The following is a 14927-nucleotide window of genomic DNA, read 5'->3' as shown; positions in this document are numbered from 1 at the left end:
GACGACGGCTCGACTTGAAGTCCGTAGACGAGGAGTGACGCTCCGCAACCACTAAACGCGACTCGTCCCAACCCGTACGCAATGACCGACTGGACCGAGAAGTACCGCCCGACGACGCTGTCGGCGGTGCGGGGAAACGACAAGGCCCGCGACCAGCTGCGCGAGTGGGCCCAAACCTGGGACGACCACCGGAAGGCGGCGATCGTCCACGGGAGCCCCGGCGTCGGGAAGACGTCGGCCGCGCACGCGCTGGCTAACGATCTCGGGTGGCCGGTGATGGAGCTCAACGCGAGCGACCACCGGGGAGCCGAGGTCATCGAGCGCGTTGCGGGCGAGGCGTCGAAATCTGGCACGCTCACGGGCGGGAGCGGCGGTCGACGACTGGTGATCCTCGACGAGGCGGACAACTTCCACGGCAACGCCGACTACGGCGGCTCCCGCGAGGTGACCCGCGTCGTGAAGTCGGCGAACCAGCCGATCGTTCTCGTGGCGAACGAGTTTTACGACATGAGTCAGTCGCTGCGGAACGCCTGCGAGACGATCGAGTTTCGCGACGTCTCGGCGCGGTCGATCGTTCCCGTCCTCCGGGACATCTGTCGCAAAGAAGGCGTCGAGTTCGAGGACGATGCGCTGGCGGCGATCGCCGACGCGACGAGCGGCGACCTCCGCTCGGCGGTCAACGACCTCCAGGCGATCGCCGAGGACGCCGAGACGCTCACGACCGACGACGTCGTCACCGGCGAGCGCGATCGCACCGAGGGGATCTTCGACTTCCTCGACGCCCTGATCAAGGAGAAAGACGCCGAAGGCGCCCTGAAGGCGTCCTACGACGTCGACGAGACCCCGGACGACCTCATCAACTGGATCGAGGACAACGTGCCCAAAGACTACCGGGGCCGAGAGCTGGCCGACGCCTACGGCTACCTCTCGAACGCCGATCGCTGGCTCGGGCGGGTCCGGGCCACGCAGAACTACTCCTACTGGCGGTACGCGACGGACAACATGACCGCCGGCGTCGCGGCCTCCCGGCGCGAGGACAAGGGCGGCTGGACCCGGTACGGCCCGCCCAGCTACTGGTCGAAGCTCGGGCGCTCCCGCAGCACCCGCGACACGCGAGACGCGATCGCCGAGCGGATCGCCGAGCGCGAAGGGGTGAGCGTGGCCACCGCCAGGCGGGACCTCCTTCCGTACCTCTCGGCGATGACCCACCACTGTCGGAACCGCGAGCTCACGGTCCGGATGACCGCCGCATACGAGCTCGACGAGGCCGAGGTCTCGTTCGTCACCGGGAGCGGTAAGGACACCAACAAGGTCCAGAACATCGTCGCCGACGCCGGAGAGCGCCGAGAGGCGCGGGTCGTCGAACACGGCGGCGACGCGTTCCTCGACGCCTCTCGAACCCGTGACCCGAGCGACGGGCGCGACGACGACGCCTCCGGTGACGACGCGGACGACGGGAGCCAGCACACGCTCGACGCGTCGGTCGCCGGTTCGGCGGACGACGAGCCGTCGGGGACGAACGAAGGCGAGAGCGATGAAACGGCGCCCGGAGACGGCCGCGCCGGCGGATCGACGGAGGATCCCGGGAGCGGCGATGAAGCGGCCGAGACCGACGACGATTCGTCCCCGGACACGGCCGAGCAGGCGGCCGAGGACGAGGACCAGTCCGGGCTCGAGGACTTCTTCTGAGCGCGCGTCGGGTCCCGCGACGCTCCGGGGTGGTTGCGGACACCTTAATAGTCGCGGGTGACAGGATGCGCGTATGAAGCCACGGGATCTGTCGGACCACGTCGCCTACGAGCCGGGGCGCGGGATCGAGGAGGTCGCCCGCGAGCTCGGCCGCGACCCGTCCGAATTCGTGACGCTGTCGTCCAACGAGAACCCGCACGGTCCGTCGCCCGCGGCCGTCGAGGCCCTGCAGGGGGCCGCGGAGGGCGTCAACGGGTACCCGAAAGTTGCTCACACCGATCTCGCGTCCGCCCTCACACATCGCTGGGACGTCGACGCTGCGCAGATCTGGCTGGCCAACGGCGGCGACGGCGCCATCGACTACCTCTCCCGGGCGTTGCTCGATCCGGCGGACGCCGTCCTCGTGCCCGCACCGGGATTCACCTACTACGGAATGAGCGCCCGATTCCACCACGGCGAGGTTCGCGAGTACCCGCTCTCGAAGGACGAGGACTTCGCGCAGGACGCCGGGACGGTCCTCGAGGCCTACGACGGGGAGCGAATCGTCTACCTCACCAGCCCCCACAATCCGTCCGGGTCGACGATCCCCCTCGCCGAAGTCGAGCGCATCGCGACCGAGACCGACGAGCGGACGCTCGTCGTCGTCGACGAGGCCTACGGGGAGTTCGCCGAAACGGACAGCGCCGTCGCGCTCGTGGAGGGACGCGACGGCTTCGGGGCTCGGGACGACGTGGCGGTGCTCAGAACGTTCTCGAAGGCGTACGGCCTGGCCGGCGTTCGACTCGGCTACGCCGTGGTTCCGGCGGAGTGGGCGGACGCCTACGCGCGGGTGAACACCCCGTTCGCAGCGAGCGAACTCGCCTGTCGGGCGGGCGCGGCCGCCCTCGAGGACGACGAGCACGTCAGCCGTACCGTCGAGTCGGCGCGGTGGGCGAGGGAGTACGTGGCCGAACACGCGAACGCGCACGTCTGGCCGAGCGACGGAAACTTCGTCCTGGTCGAGGTCGGGGACGCCACGTCGGTGGCGGAGGTGATGCGAGAGCGAGGCGTCATCGTGCGCGACTGTACGAGCTTCGGCCTCCCAGAGTGCGTCCGGATCACGTGCGGCACCGACGAGGAGACCCGACGGGCGGTCGAGACGCTGAACGGCGCGCTCGCCGCCCTCGACCTCGCGGACGACGCGAACGCTCGGGCCAACTCGGAGGTGTCCGACCGGTGAGGATCGCGGTCACGGGTACGCCGGGAACCGGGAAGACGACCGCCACCGCCGAGCTCGCCGATCGGTTCGACGGCTACGACGTGGTCCACCTGAACGAGGTGATCGAGCGCCAGTCCCTGTACACCGACGTCGACGAGGAGCGCGACAGCGTCGTCGCCGATCTCGACGCGCTCGCATCCCACTTGCGCGGCCGCCAGGACGTCGTCTTCGAGTCGCACCTCGCCCACCACCTCCCGGCCGATCGGGTCGCCGTCTTGCGGTGTGAGCCGACGGTCCTGGACCGACGACTCACGGCCCGCGGTGAGACGGACGCCAAAGCCCGAGAGAACGCGGAAAGCGAGGCGCTGGACGTGATCCTGGCCGAGGCCGTCGACGTCCACGGGATCGAATCGGTCTACGAGATCGACACGACCGACCGCGCTCCGGACGCGGTCGCGAGGGCCCTCGGGGAGGTCGTCCGCGGCGACCGCGAGCCGAGCGCCGGCGAGGTCGACTTCGTGGGGTACCTGGCGTGACGCTCGACCGCCTCCGCCCGTACGTGACGGGCGCGCTTCGGCCGTTCGTGGCCGGCTTCGATCGCGTCGGGATGACGCCGAACGGCGTGAGCGTGCTGGCGTTCGTCGCGGCGGTCCTCGCCGCGGGCGCGTTTTACCTCGGCGGAACGGCGGCCCGCTGGTGGTACGCCGTCGCCGCGGCGCTGGTGTTCGCCAACGGGTGGCTCGACGTCGTCGACGGCGCGCTCGCCCGCGAGCAGAACGTCGCCTCGCCCGCCGGCGATCTGCTCGATCACGTCCTCGATCGCTACGCGGACATCGTGATCATCGGCGGCCTCGCGGCCGGCATCGGCGATTACGTACTCGGATTTCTCGCCGTCACCGGCGTCGTGCTGACCTCCTACCTCGGCACCCAGGCACAGGCCGTCGGACTGGACCGCGTCTACGGCGGGCTGGTCGGCAGGGCGGACCGGCTGGCGCTCATCGGCCTCGTCGGCTTCCTCGCGTATCCGGTCGAATCGACCTTCGCCGGGTACGGAGTGATCGGCTGGCTCCTGATCTTCCTCGCCGTCGTCGGTCACCTCACGGCGCTCCAGCGGTTCTATTACTCGATGACGGCGCTGGAGTGACCGAGACGTATCGAGCGCTCGAGCGAGGGATTTCCCACGGCACCGGGGACCCGGCGACAGGGGCCCGTCCGATAGGCGGCGATCGATTCACGGGACGGCGAACCGACGCGCACCGGGCCGTTCCGTCCGGGCGTATCCTTTATCACGCGCCACGATATAGGAACCGACATGGTCCAGTGCGAGATGTGTGGCGCCGAGACGCAGGCCCCGAAGAAGGTCAAGATCGAGGGTGCGAAACTCGACGTTTGTTCTAACTGTACCGACTTCGGCACGGAGGTGAAAACGCCGGGGTCCACCTCGAGCACGTCGACCAAGTACTCGACGAGCTCCTCGAGCGGCTCGAGCGGTGGTTCGAGCGGGCGATCGTCGTCCACCGGCGCTTCGAGCCGGTCGGGCGGCGGCCGCCGCTCGGACATGTTCGACGAGATGGACGAGCTCGCGGCCGACTACGACGACCGAATTCGGCGCGGTCGGGAAGAGAAGGGGCTCAGCCAGTCGGATCTCGCGAACGAACTCAACGAGAAGGCGAGCCTGATACGCAAACTCGAACGCGGCGAAACGCTCCCGAGCGACGACGTCCAGTCGAAGCTCGAACGATTCCTCGACGTCACCCTCACCGGCGACGCGGGCTCGTCCGAGGAGACGGAGTGGGAGGGCGGCTCCTCGTCCGGGAGTTACACCCTCGGCGACGTCGTCAAACGCAAGGACTGAGCGACGACCTAACACGCGAGGACTGAGCGTCGAGTGCGGAACGATCGAGCCGACGACGGCGGGCGCGGTCGCTCGACTCGGAACCTTTTTCGTAGCGGCGGCGGGCGGATACGAGTATGTTCGTCCTCGTCAACTGCAAGACGTATCCGTGCGATCCGGTTGCCGTCGCCGAGGCGGCCGTCGAGGTCGCCGAACGGACCGACGCGAGAATCGCCGTCGCGCCCCAGGCGCCGGCACTCGAGCGCGTCGCCGACACCGGCGTCGAGACCTGGGCCCAGCACGTCGATCCGATCGAACCAGGGAGTAACACCGGCGCGACGCTCGCCGAAACCGTCGCCGACGCCGGCGCGGCCGGGACGCTCATCAATCACTCCGAGCGCCGCCTGAAGCTCGCCAGCATCGACGGCGCGGTTCGCGCGGCCGATCGAGCCGGCCTCGAGAGCGTCGTCTGCGCGAACAATCCGGCCCAGGTCGGCGCCGCCGCGGCCCTCGGTCCGGACGCCGTCGCCGTCGAACCGCCGGAGCTGATCGGGACGGGCACGCCGGTGAGCACGGCGGACCCGGAGATCGTCGAGGACGCGGTCGCCGCGGCCGGGTCGGTCGACGGGTCGGTGCCGGTCCTCTGCGGGGCCGGCATCTCGACCGGTGACGACGTCGTCGCGGCGCGAGATCTGGGTGCCGACGGCGTGTTACTCGCGAGCGGCGTCGCGAAGGCGGACGACCCCGAAGCGGCGCTCGCGGATCTCGTCGACCCGCTTTGATTCGTCAGGTCTCGGCGCGCCATCTGAGGGTCAATATCGTCGGCTATCAGCGAACCGCATTTGATTCGATGCCGAAACCGCCACGAGATAGGTAGATACATTAATAACGGTATCCCTGCTTTCTACACTAACCGACGATGACCGGAGAACAGGTATTCGTCTCTCACGACCCGGGCGACCTGGAGCTCGTCCAGGAGCTGTTCTCGACGGTCAAGAATTTCCCGTTCGGCGTCCACGTCGCCCTCGAGGAGGTCGAAACCGGCAGAACCCGCGAGCGACTGGAGGGCCGCCTCGCCAACAGCGACGTCGTCGTCGCCGTTCTGACGGCGGCGTCGGTCGACAGCCAGTGGATCAACCAGGAGATTGGATACGCGGTGGCGAAGGGCATTCCGGTCCTCCCGCTGTACGAATCCGAAGACCTCGGCGGCGGATTCATCGAGGACGTCGAAGGGGTGACGATCGATCGGGAGAACCCGTCGTTCACGGTGTTCAATCTGCTCTGTCGCCTACGTTCCGAACTCGCGCCCCTCGGGGCGCTCTCCGTCCCGAACTGGTACATCCGATTCCCGTGCACGCTCGCCGATTGCGGACACCCGGTAACTCTCGAACTCGAGATGGGTCAGACGAAGCTCTGGAAGCTCCACAAGCACGGGAAGCTGCTCGAAGCGACATGCGAGGTGTGCGACACGTCCTACTTTTTCGATCCGGCGACGATCGGGTTCGTCCGCCGCGAGGTCGGCTCGAAGTGATCGAGCCACGGCGGGCAGGCCCCGCCGGACGCGGGTGACCGCTCGCACGGAGACCGTGGGGCGAACTCGCCGGTCGGCGACGATATCGTCGGATTCTCGTGGAACTGGCGGGGACGCGATCGGCTCAGGACAGCTGGTCGTAGGCTTCTTTGACGAGTTTGAACGCTTCCCGGCTCCCGCTCCGACGGTCCGGGTGGGCGTGTTTGATCTGGGTGAGAAATGCCCGTCTGATCTCGCGCGGGGAAGCGGACGGCTCGACGTCGAGGATCTCTCGCGCTTCGGCTCTGCGCATCTTTACGTCGGTGACGATCCCGTCGTTCTCGGCCGACTCCTTGCAGAACGGACACAGTTCCTCGGTTCGGCCGTCGAGCAGCGTCACCCGGTAGAGTTCGTCGTCGACCCACTCGTGGCACTGGCTGCAGAGATCCTTTCGTCGGGCGATCTCGGCCGTTTCGGCGTCGCCCGAGTTGGCGGCCGCGCGGTCACCTCTGTTTCGGCCCGGTACTTCGCGTAGACAACTCCGGCAGAGCGTGAGCACCGTTCCATCGGTGAGTACGACGTCGTCCAGGGACGCGGTCTTGAACTCGGACTGGCAGCCGTCGCACTCGTCGCGGTTCGTGTCGAGTTCGGCCAGCTTGTCGGCCGCGGTTCGCGCGTGGGGTTCACACTGCGGACAGCACGCTAAGGTGTCCCCGTCGGGCATCGACACCGTCGTGAGCTCGTTCAACGCGACGGTTCTGCCGCAGCCGTCGCACCCTTCGTGTCGTTCGTCGACGACGCCCATCTGTGATGGGGTACGCCGTCACGGTATATTAGTGCTGCTTTCCGAACCAATCGAAAATTTGATGTTACTCGTCGGGTTGCCGTGGCGACTGGCCCGATGAGTGGTCGAAATCGGGACACCGATATGGTGGCGTTGCGGACGTTCCGACATGCCTCTCGGACGGGATTCTGTCGGCACCGACAGGCGACCGGACGCGCTCCGGCTGGCGGCTCTCGACGTCGCCGTCATCGTCGGGTTAGTCCTGGCCGGTCGATCGAGCCACGAAAGATACTCGATCGCGGACGTTCCCGCGGTGGTCGAGGCCGCAGCTCCCTTCGTGTTGGGGTGGTTCGTCGTCGCCGCCGTCGCCGGAAACTACCGTCGGGCGGACGCCGGCGACCCGGTAGCGGTCGTGCGACGGACGGCGATCTGCTGGCTCGCGGCCTCGAACGTCGGGTTCCTGATTCGCGGCTCGTCGCACGTCGACGGGGGCGTCCCGTGGTCGTTCATGGTCGTCTTCGTCGGATTCGGCCTGGTCGCGTTCGTGATCGTCCGCGGCGGGTACGAACTCGCGTTCCGAAGGTGACCGTCCCGACCGTCGGCGCCCGCCGACGGATCGCCCGCCCGGTTCGACGGGCCGGTCCGCCGTGACGTCCCGCCGATCGAGTGTCACCCGGAGTCGACGCGGTCCGTCACGATATCGTGCTCGTGAGTCGTCGAAGGTCCGGACGTCGCGGTCGAAGTTCGCTATTGGCTCTCCATAACTTATGCAGATTCACCGACTCGTGTATTCGTGAGGCACGAATCAAATACGGTTCGAATATGGAAAATCCTTATATACATGTTTCTCATAGTATGTAGTAGCTATGGCTCGCTACTACGATCTCGTCCTCGGGCTCATTCCGGTCTCGCTGGTCGGCGTCGCCGCCGCGTTGGTCGTCGTGGGCCTCCCGACGACCACGGCGGTCCCGGTCGGCGCGCTGGTCGCTTCGTTACTGATCGGTCACGCGATGTTCGTCAATGCACCGCTCGACGATTCCGAGGAGGTCGGAGCGAGTCGCGGATCGACGAACCAGCCGCCGTCGATGAACGCGGACTGACGAACGCGAACCGCCGAATTCGTTTTCTCTCTGCGGTCCCTCGGCGACGACATGGCCGAGTGCCTGTTCTGCTCGATCGACGACCTCGAGGACCTGGCGTCGCCCGCGGACTACGTCGACGCCGTCCGCGACGGCTACCGGCAACGCGGCGAGGGTGCACCGGCGAGGCCGCGCCAAACGTTTCGCCGGAGCGACCCGACGGGGATGTTGACCAGCTACGGCGCGATCCTGCCCGAAACCGGCGCGATGGGCGGGTACACGTACGCGGCCGGCTTCGCGAGCGAGGACGCGTGGTTTCTCACCCCGCTCTTCGACGCCGAAACCGGCGAACCGCTCGCGCTACTGGACGGCGTCTCGATGAACCCGTTCAAGACGGGCGCCGCCGGGGCCGTGGCGGTCGACGCGCTCGCCCGACGGGATGCGGCGACGCTGGCCGTGATCGGCTCCGGTCCCCAGGCCAGGGGGCAGGTGCGGGCGACCGCGACGGTCAGGGATTTCGAGACGGTGCGCGTGTACTCGCCGACGCGCGATCACCGCGAGGCGTTCGCCGAGGAGTTCGACGACAGCCTGTCGGCCGACGTTTCGGCCGTCGAATCGAGTGACGCGGCCGTCCGGGACGCGGACGTCGTGATCACGGCCACGTCGGCCGCGGAACCCGTGGTCGACGACGCCCACCTCGCACCGGGCGCGCACGTGACCGCGATGGGCCAGTACCACCCCGAAAAGCGCGAACTGGACGTCCGGACCGTCGAGCGGGCGACGTACGTACCCGACCTCCGCGAGCGAGTGCGACGGGACGCGGGCTCGTTCATCGCCGCGGTCGAGTCGGGCGCGATCGACGAGTCACACGTCCACGCGGAGCTCGGCGAGGTGGTCGCCGGCGTCGAACCCGGCCGGACCGCGGACGACGAACTGACGATCTTCGACAGCGGCGGCACGGCCGTCGAGACCGTCGCGGCGGCCGCGATGCTCTACGAGCGCGCCAGGGACGCCGACCGCGGCACGCCGCTCCCGTTCGCGCCCGCGAGCGACGCGCTCACTGGGAAGTAAGGACCGACCGCGAGCCCCCGACCGCACCACTCGGTCACCGACCGCACCACTCGGGTTCGCGGTCCTCGAAGAACGCGTCGATTCCCTCGTTCTTGTCCGCCGTGGCGAACAGCTGGACGAACAGCTCGGACTCGTAGTCGATGCCCCGATCCAGCGGCAGCCGCGAGCTGGCCCGGACGGCGCGCTTGGCGTACTCGAGGGCCAGCGGGCTGTTCTCGGCCATCGAGGCAGCGAGGTCGTAGACCGCGTCGTCGAGCTCGTCCGGCGCGCACACCTCCTCGACGAGGCCGATCTCGTGGGCCTCCGCGGCGTCGATCAGTTCGCCGGAACAGATCAGCCGCATCGCCTGGCCCTCGCCGATCAACCGGGGCAGCCGTTGGGTCGCGCCGCCGCCGGGTATGAGCCCGAGGGTGATCTCGGGTTGACCGAGCTTGGCCCGCTCGTCGGCGATGCGAACGTCGCAGGCGGTCGCCAGCTCGCAGCCGCCGCCGAGAGCGTGCCCGTTGACCCGCGCGATCACCGGGAGCTCGAGGTCGTCGACGATCTCGTAGACCCGCGGGCGCTTGCTCTTCTCGCGCTGTTCGACGAGGTCCCGCTCGCGCAGCTCGGCGACGTCGGCTCCGGCGACGAACGCCTTCGCCTCGTCCGATCCGGTGAGAACCACGACCCGGATCCGATCGTCCGCCTCGAGGGCGGGGAGCGCCCGCTTGAGCTCATTCCTGACGGTCGCGTCGAGCGCGTTCCGGGCGTCGGGGCGGTCGATCGTCACCGTCGCCACGCCCTCGACGCGCTCGCCGATCGACACGCGGATCGTCTCGAACTCGGCGTCGAGTACGTCCTCTCCCTTCTCGTCATCGGTCATCGTCGACACCTCCGCCGGCGATCGCGACCGAATCGCTCACGCCGACGATCTCGCCGTCCTCCCAGACGTAGAATCCTTCGCCGGTCTTCTTTCCGAGTTTCCCCGCGCGCACCTTCCGGCGGAGCAGCTGGGGCGGCGCGTATCGCTCCCCCAGCTCGTCGCGGAGGTGTTTCAGGATGTCGAGTCTCACGTCCAGGCCGACCACGTCGGTGAGTTCGATCGGCCCCATTGGATGGTTGTACCCCACCGTCATGGCACGATCCAGGCCGCGCGGCGAGGTGACGCCCTCCTCGAGCATGCGGATCGCCTCGACGCCGAGCGCAACCCCGAGTCGCGAGGAGGCAAAGCCCGCCGAATCGCGAACCGTGATCGGCTCCTTTCCGAGGTCCGCGACGAACTCCTCGGCGAAGCCGACGGTCTCCTCGTCCGCCTGTTCCGGGACGACGATCTCGACGAGGTCCATCAGGTGGACGGGATTGAAGAAGTGGAGCCCGATCGCGCGCGACGGCCGCTCGAGCGCGCCGGCGATCGCCGTCAGCGAGAGCGATGACGTGTTGGACGCGAGGATCGCGTCGGCCGGCGCGTGCGTCTCGACCTCCGCGAACGTCTCGCGTTTCAACTCGAGGTCCTCCGGTACGGCCTCGATCACGAGGTCCGCGCCGGAGACCGCCGTTTCCAGGTCGGTCGTCCCGTCGATCCGGTCGATGGTTTCGGCCATCTCCGCGGCCGTCAACTTCTCGCGTTCGACCCCGCCCTGGAGGTTCGTCTCGATCGCGTCCAGCCCGTCTTCGACCCGATCCCGTTCTACGTCCCGCATCGCGACGTCGTGTCCGGCCCGGGCCGCGACCTGCGCGATGCCGTGGCCCATCGTGCCGGCGCCGAGTACGCCAATCTGCATACGGGTCTCTGCCACGCCCCGTCGATTAAGCGATTCGGAACGTCCGTCGACCGCGGTGGACGATCATCACGCGCGAGATCGCACACGGCGGATCCGAACGACCGCCGGCCTTACAGGTAGCCGTTCTCGACGAGCAACTCGCCGTTGAGGACGCTGGCTCCCGCCGCGCCGCGGATGGTGTTGTGGGCGAGACAGTTGTACTGGAGCCCGAATCTCGACTCGCGGAAGCCGCCGGCTGAAACGGCCATCCCGTCACCGAGGTCGCGGTCGAGGCGCGGCTGCGGTCGATCGGGCTCGTCGAAAACCTCGATGAGCGGGTCGGGCGAGGAGCGCAGGCCGATCGACGGATACTCCGCCATCGCGGTCTTGGCCTGCTCGACGTCGAGGTCCGTCGCCGTCTCGACCCAGACGTTCTCGAGGTGGCCGTCGAGCGTCGGAATCCGGTTACAGGAGGCCGCGACCTCCACGTCGTGGTGGTCGAGCGTGGCGCCGTCGAAGGTCCCGAGGAGTTTGCGCGACTCGGTCTCGAGCTTCTCCGCTTCCCCACCGATGTGCGGGAGCGCGTTGTCGATGATCTCCATGGAGGTGACGCCGTCGTATCCGGCGCCGGAGACGGCCTGGAGCGTGGCCACGTGAACGCGCTCGATGCCGAACGCCTCGAGCGCGGCCAGCGTCGGGACGAACGTGATCGTCGAGCAGTTCGGGTTCTTCACGAGGGCGCCGTCCCAGCCGCGCTCGTCGCGCTGGACCTCGAGCAGGTCGACGTGTTCGGCGTTCACCTCCGGGATCACCAGCGGGACGTCGGGCGCCATCCGTTCGTTCGACGAGTTCGAGGAGACGACGTAGCCCGCCTCGCAGAACGCCGGTTCGACGGCGGCGCCGACGGACGACGGCAGCGACGAGAACAGGAGGTCGACGTCGTTCGCCACGGCCCCCGGATCGGTCTCGGTGACGGTCACGTCGGCGACGTCGGCGGGAATCGGCGACTCCGCGCGCCACTTCGCCGCCTCGCGGTACGTTTTCCCCGCGCTCGACTCGCTGGCGGTGAGCGCAGCGAGTTCGAATTCGGGGTGCGGATCGAGCAGCTCGATGAGACGCTGTCCGACGGCGCCGGTTGCGCCCAGGACGCCTACGCGTACGACCATTTGAGGAGTCGAGGGACCGGGCGAGGAAAACGGTTTGGTTTCGGCGTCCCCACCGACGTATGCAGGGTGTCGTGGGGTCGGACAGGCGTATCGAGAAGACGGCTGGACGTTCGTATCGAGACGACGAAAGCCGGGCAACTGTATCGAGAGGACGAAAGTCGGGCGGGAGTTCGCGGCCCGGCGGAAGTTCTCGGGGCTGTAGATAGAAGGGATTAAGCGATCCGAGCGAAAGCTACCCGATAACGAACGGGGTCGGAAGCAGCCAGCGGCGGACCGTCGTCGAACGATCACCGACGCCGTCCGATCGCGAACGCCGATCGCCGAACACGCAACCATGGCCGAAACGAAGACACGCACGACCGGGAGCGCACTGGAGGAACGGAATCCGATCAACTGGCTGGTCCTCGTCGTGGGGATCGGCTTGCTCTTGCTGTTTCTCTATCAGATGTATTTCGTCCTGTTCGATCACGGCTACATCATCGAACAGGTGCTGGTCGCGTTCTTCTCGATCACCCTCGGAACCGTCGCCGTCGTCCTCGCGCTCGTGATGGACTTCGATTGGCCCGAAGGCGAGCACTGACCGGCGCACCGTCGACGGCGACGGTCGAGCCGCCGAAACCGGTGGTCCCCCGACTCCTCGGAATCGCGGACGCCCGACCGCTCGTCTCTTCGAGTCCGCATACCGTCTCCGCAGCGTTCGTTCGCCGGCGAGCCGTCGGCTCGGCGGTCGTCGGCACCGATCGAGAATCCGTTTCAGGCCGGCGCGGCTGCGCGCTTTTTCCGGGTCACGTAGCCGGCGACCCGATTCCGGACGCTCTTGGATTCGATGTTCGTGAGTTCCTGGACGCTATCTTTGTTCTGTTCGAAGTCGTCGGTGAACGCGTTCGGGTATCGCTCCAGGAGCAGCGTGGCGGTCTTCTTGACGTAGGCGGGCTTGATAGCCATACGAATGGATTTCCCGAGCGCCGCCTAAAGCCATTCGTTCTCGCGCGCAGCCGCGAGATCGAGTTCCGCGTGCGAGCACAGTCTCGCGAACGCCTCTCGCTCGCGTGGGCCGCCGGCCCGGTCGACGATCGACGCGCACCACTCGAGTCGATCCCGGAGGTCCCGGTCGTCGTACCCGGGAACCCCGAGGCGGGAAACTGCGATCGTTCCCTCCACGACGGCCGCGAACCCGCGGTCGATCGTCGGCACGCGCTCACGCCGGACCGTCTCCTCGACCGGGCGGAGCGCCCAGCGTTCCCACGAGGTTCCGTCCTCGCTCCCCTCGGCGACGCTGCTCGCGTCGACTCGCACCCAGGCGTCCGCCGAGTCGAGAATCGGATCGTCCAGTTCGACGATCGACAGGGCGGCGTCGACGAAGTCGACCGGATCGCGCGCGAACTGCACGTATCCGCCCCCGCGGCGCGCGAAATTTCGTCGGGTCCGGGTGTTCCCCCACGTGGTCGCGGTCACGGGATCGCCGGCGAAGAGCCCGAGGGGCGCGACGTTCCAGCGGTCGTTCGGCCCCAGGGTCGCGACGAGGCTCTCGGTGACGCCCGCGAGCTCGACGGGCCACTCGACGGGGGCCGGTGCGTCGTCGCGTTCGCCGTCCTCTCCGCTCATACGTCCACCGCTTGGCGCTCGAGGGCGATGAACAGCCCGGCGGCGGTGAGATCGGCCGTCGTCCCGGGGTTGATCCCGTCGGCCACCAGTTCGTCGGCGAAGGTCGCCACCGCCGCACGATCCACCCGGAACGCGTCCGCCTCGACGAGCGACGCCGCACGGGCTTGCACTTCCCGCGCGGCGTCCATCCCCCGTCGCTTCGCGACGAGGGTGTCGGGACGATCGGCCAGCAACCGGAGGTACGCCGCCGCCGCCCGGTCGAGGACGGACCCGGACGCGTCGGCGATCAGCTCCGCGGCCTCGAACGAGCGCTCGAAACCGGTCGTCCACTCCCGCGCGACGTCGTCCGCGTCGGCCCCGAGCGCGAGCACGTCACGGAGGGTGAGCCCCCGGTCCCGAACGGCCGGGACCGCCGCCGCGCCGCGACGGACGTCGAGCGCATCCGCGCCGGTCGGCGGCTCCCCGACGAAGACGTCCACGTGCTCGAACGCCCGGTAGAACGCCGCGGCGTCGGCGACCGTCGTGTCGGCGACGACCGCCTCGCAGACCGGCCGATCGAGATCGTCGGCGGCTGCGCGAACGAGCGGGACGAGCAACAGGAGTGCGCCGAACTGCGTGTTGCCGCCGCGCTGGCGGGCCATTCCCGAGACGGCGCGTTCGAACGCCGTTCCGACGGCGGCCCCGTTCGCGGCCAGTTCGAGGCCGCCTCGCGCACCGACGGCGCCGGCGAGGAAGTGCTCGAAGCGCAGGCCCTCCAGGTCCCGGTCGCGATCGACGTTTCCCGGCTTGGGGGTGCCGGCGACCTCGCACAGGAGCGCGAGCTGGGCGGTATCCGCCGGGTGATCCATACTCACCACTCTCGGCGTCCGTTCCTTAGCTGTTGGCCTCCGCGGGACGTGGCGGAAGCCGTCGATCCGCGCGCGAACTCAGGGCGTCGGCGCCCCAGTCGGTAATCGCTCTCCGACCGCCGTCGCGACACGGCGCCGAACGATCGGATCGTCGCTCGCTCGTCCGACGCTCACGGCGTCCGCGCCGTAGTCGACGTACTCGGCGACCGTCGCATCGTCGCGCACGCCGTTGTTAGCGATCACGAAGAGGTCTGTCGCGTCGGCGACGTCCGCGACGACCGATTCCGAGTCCATCGCGTCAACGTGGACGAACGAGCCGCCCGCCGCCTCGATCCGCCGCGCGGTCGCCGCGAGGTCGACGCCCGCCAGTTCGGCCCGAACCTTGACGCCGACGATCGCCCCTT

18 protein-coding genes and 1 pseudogene are annotated in these 14927 nt (G+C 68.4%); 11 read left to right on the top strand and 8 right to left on the bottom strand.

Annotated elements, in window-relative coordinates:
* Positions 1-81: 81 nt before the first annotated feature.
* From QZT59_RS17690 to QZT59_RS17660, 7 genes are all read left to right on the top strand, one after another.
* Positions 82-1689: a replication factor C large subunit gene (locus tag QZT59_RS17690; protein WP_290819210.1), complete on the top strand. Its 1608-nt coding sequence runs from the start codon at positions 82-84 to the stop codon at positions 1687-1689.
* A gap of 73 nt (positions 1690-1762) precedes the next feature.
* Entirely contained in the window at positions 1763-2908 is a 1146-nt protein-coding gene (hisC, locus tag QZT59_RS17685; protein ID WP_290819209.1) for a histidinol-phosphate transaminase, read from the top strand.
* The gene (locus QZT59_RS17680; protein WP_290819208.1) at positions 2905-3423 is read left to right on the top strand and encodes an adenylate kinase family protein; all 519 of its coding nucleotides are present in this window, start codon (positions 2905-2907) and stop codon (positions 3421-3423) included. Before hisC ends, QZT59_RS17680 begins: the two co-directional genes overlap by 4 nt.
* On the top strand, positions 3420-4031 hold the full coding sequence (locus QZT59_RS17675) for a CDP-alcohol phosphatidyltransferase family protein (RefSeq protein ID WP_290819207.1): 612 nt from the start codon (positions 3420-3422) through the stop codon (positions 4029-4031). Before QZT59_RS17680 ends, QZT59_RS17675 begins: the two co-directional genes overlap by 4 nt.
* Before the next feature lie 168 nt (positions 4032-4199).
* On the top strand, positions 4200-4742 hold the full coding sequence (locus QZT59_RS17670) for a multiprotein bridging factor aMBF1 (RefSeq protein ID WP_290819206.1): 543 nt from the start codon (positions 4200-4202) through the stop codon (positions 4740-4742).
* Between the two features lie 116 nt (positions 4743-4858).
* A complete protein-coding gene (gene tpiA / locus QZT59_RS17665; protein WP_290819205.1) occupies positions 4859-5503 on the top strand; it encodes a triose-phosphate isomerase in 645 nt (214 codons plus the stop codon).
* A 137-nt stretch (positions 5504-5640) separates the two neighbouring features.
* Positions 5641-6252 carry a toll/interleukin-1 receptor domain-containing protein gene (locus QZT59_RS17660; RefSeq protein WP_290819204.1) on the top strand — a complete coding sequence of 204 codons (612 nt, stop codon included), beginning with the start codon at positions 5641-5643 and terminating at the stop codon, positions 6250-6252.
* Between the two features lie 124 nt (positions 6253-6376).
* On the opposite strand, the gene QZT59_RS17655 is transcribed toward QZT59_RS17660, so the two are convergent.
* Complete coding sequence (locus QZT59_RS17655) at positions 6377-7036, bottom strand: J domain-containing protein (RefSeq protein WP_290819203.1); 660 nt, start codon at positions 7034-7036, stop codon at positions 6377-6379.
* 148 nt (positions 7037-7184) lie between these two features.
* Here QZT59_RS17655 and QZT59_RS17650 point away from each other — a divergent pair, with 148 nt between their 5' ends.
* From QZT59_RS17650 to QZT59_RS17640, 3 genes are all read left to right on the top strand, one after another.
* Positions 7185-7601, top strand: a complete 417-nt coding sequence (locus QZT59_RS17650; protein ID WP_290819202.1) for a DUF3054 domain-containing protein — start codon at positions 7185-7187, stop codon at positions 7599-7601.
* Between the two features lie 280 nt (positions 7602-7881).
* A complete protein-coding gene (locus tag QZT59_RS17645) occupies positions 7882-8115 on the top strand; it encodes a hypothetical protein (protein ID WP_290819201.1) in 234 nt (77 codons plus the stop codon).
* Between the two features lie 51 nt (positions 8116-8166).
* Positions 8167-9165 carry an ornithine cyclodeaminase family protein gene (locus QZT59_RS17640; protein WP_290819200.1) on the top strand — a complete coding sequence of 333 codons (999 nt, stop codon included), beginning with the start codon at positions 8167-8169 and terminating at the stop codon, positions 9163-9165.
* A 34-nt stretch (positions 9166-9199) separates the two neighbouring features.
* On the opposite strand, the gene QZT59_RS17635 is transcribed toward QZT59_RS17640, so the two are convergent.
* The 3 genes from QZT59_RS17635 to asd all read right to left on the bottom strand — a co-directional run bounded on the left by QZT59_RS17635 (position 9200) and on the right by asd (position 12070).
* The gene (locus QZT59_RS17635; RefSeq protein ID WP_290819199.1) at positions 9200-10027 is read right to left on the bottom strand and encodes an enoyl-CoA hydratase-related protein; all 828 of its coding nucleotides are present in this window, start codon (positions 10025-10027) and stop codon (positions 9200-9202) included.
* The gene (locus tag QZT59_RS17630; protein ID WP_290819198.1) at positions 10017-10925 is read right to left on the bottom strand and encodes a 3-hydroxyacyl-CoA dehydrogenase family protein; all 909 of its coding nucleotides are present in this window, start codon (positions 10923-10925) and stop codon (positions 10017-10019) included. Before QZT59_RS17630 ends, QZT59_RS17635 begins: the two co-directional genes overlap by 11 nt.
* Before the next feature lie 110 nt (positions 10926-11035).
* Positions 11036-12070, bottom strand: a complete 1035-nt coding sequence (gene asd / locus QZT59_RS17625; protein ID WP_290819197.1) for an aspartate-semialdehyde dehydrogenase — start codon at positions 12068-12070, stop codon at positions 11036-11038.
* 334 nt (positions 12071-12404) lie between these two features.
* On the opposite strand from asd, the gene QZT59_RS17620 reads away from it, so the two are divergent.
* Positions 12405-12650, top strand: coding sequence for a hypothetical protein (locus tag QZT59_RS17620; RefSeq protein WP_290819196.1), 246 nt, complete (start codon positions 12405-12407; stop codon positions 12648-12650).
* A gap of 173 nt (positions 12651-12823) precedes the next feature.
* On the opposite strand, the gene QZT59_RS17615 is transcribed toward QZT59_RS17620, so the two are convergent.
* The 4 genes and pseudogenes from QZT59_RS17615 to QZT59_RS17600 all read right to left on the bottom strand — a co-directional run.
* Positions 12824-13015 carry a 30S ribosomal protein S17e gene (locus QZT59_RS17615; RefSeq protein WP_290819195.1) on the bottom strand — a complete coding sequence of 64 codons (192 nt, stop codon included), beginning with the start codon at positions 13013-13015 and terminating at the stop codon, positions 12824-12826.
* A gap of 24 nt (positions 13016-13039) precedes the next feature.
* Positions 13040-13675 (bottom strand): DUF447 domain-containing protein, encoded by a 636-nt coding sequence (locus QZT59_RS17610; RefSeq protein ID WP_290819194.1) that lies wholly within the window; start codon positions 13673-13675, stop codon positions 13040-13042.
* Positions 13672-14523 carry a triphosphoribosyl-dephospho-CoA synthase gene (locus tag QZT59_RS17605; RefSeq protein ID WP_290819193.1) on the bottom strand — a complete coding sequence of 284 codons (852 nt, stop codon included), beginning with the start codon at positions 14521-14523 and terminating at the stop codon, positions 13672-13674. Before QZT59_RS17605 ends, QZT59_RS17610 begins: the two co-directional genes overlap by 4 nt.
* A gap of 78 nt (positions 14524-14601) precedes the next feature.
* A pseudogene (locus tag QZT59_RS17600) lies at positions 14602-14927 on the bottom strand (dihydropyrimidine dehydrogenase); the annotation flags it as partial.

The organism is Halovivax sp. (assembly GCA_007119345.1).
Classification (GTDB): Archaea; Halobacteriota; Halobacteria; order Halobacteriales; family Natrialbaceae; genus Halovivax.
The sequence above is the reverse complement of the archived record's forward strand: the minus strand, read 5'-3'. Positions and strand labels throughout refer to the sequence as shown.

Excerpts from the sequence above, each read along its gene's own strand:
- QZT59_RS17690 (WP_290819210.1), top strand. The coding sequence starts at position 82 with ATGACCGACTGGACCGAGAAGTACCGCCCGACGACGCTGTCGGCGGTG.
- QZT59_RS17660 (WP_290819204.1), top strand. The coding sequence starts at position 5,641 with ATGACCGGAGAACAGGTATTCGTCTCTCACGACCCGGGCGACCTGGAG.
- QZT59_RS17610 (WP_290819194.1), bottom strand. The coding sequence starts at position 13,675 with ATGAGCGGAGAGGACGGCGAACGCGACGACGCACCGGCCCCCGTCGAG.
- QZT59_RS17630 (WP_290819198.1), bottom strand. The coding sequence starts at position 10,925 with ATGCAGATTGGCGTACTCGGCGCCGGCACGATGGGCCACGGCATCGCG.
- QZT59_RS17615 (WP_290819195.1), bottom strand. The coding sequence starts at position 13,015 with ATGGCTATCAAGCCCGCCTACGTCAAGAAGACCGCCACGCTGCTCCTG.
- QZT59_RS17605 (WP_290819193.1), bottom strand. The coding sequence starts at position 14,523 with ATGGATCACCCGGCGGATACCGCCCAGCTCGCGCTCCTGTGCGAGGTC.
- QZT59_RS17645 (WP_290819201.1), top strand. The coding sequence starts at position 7,882 with ATGGCTCGCTACTACGATCTCGTCCTCGGGCTCATTCCGGTCTCGCTG.
- QZT59_RS17640 (WP_290819200.1), top strand. The coding sequence starts at position 8,167 with ATGGCCGAGTGCCTGTTCTGCTCGATCGACGACCTCGAGGACCTGGCG.
- tpiA (WP_290819205.1), top strand. The coding sequence starts at position 4,859 with ATGTTCGTCCTCGTCAACTGCAAGACGTATCCGTGCGATCCGGTTGCC.
- QZT59_RS17650 (WP_290819202.1), top strand. The coding sequence starts at position 7,185 with ATGCCTCTCGGACGGGATTCTGTCGGCACCGACAGGCGACCGGACGCG.
- asd (WP_290819197.1), bottom strand. The coding sequence starts at position 12,070 with ATGGTCGTACGCGTAGGCGTCCTGGGCGCAACCGGCGCCGTCGGACAG.
- QZT59_RS17635 (WP_290819199.1), bottom strand. The coding sequence starts at position 10,027 with ATGACCGATGACGAGAAGGGAGAGGACGTACTCGACGCCGAGTTCGAG.
- QZT59_RS17670 (WP_290819206.1), top strand. The coding sequence starts at position 4,200 with ATGGTCCAGTGCGAGATGTGTGGCGCCGAGACGCAGGCCCCGAAGAAG.
- QZT59_RS17620 (WP_290819196.1), top strand. The coding sequence starts at position 12,405 with ATGGCCGAAACGAAGACACGCACGACCGGGAGCGCACTGGAGGAACGG.
- QZT59_RS17655 (WP_290819203.1), bottom strand. The coding sequence starts at position 7,036 with ATGGGCGTCGTCGACGAACGACACGAAGGGTGCGACGGCTGCGGCAGA.
- hisC (WP_290819209.1), top strand. The coding sequence starts at position 1,763 with ATGAAGCCACGGGATCTGTCGGACCACGTCGCCTACGAGCCGGGGCGC.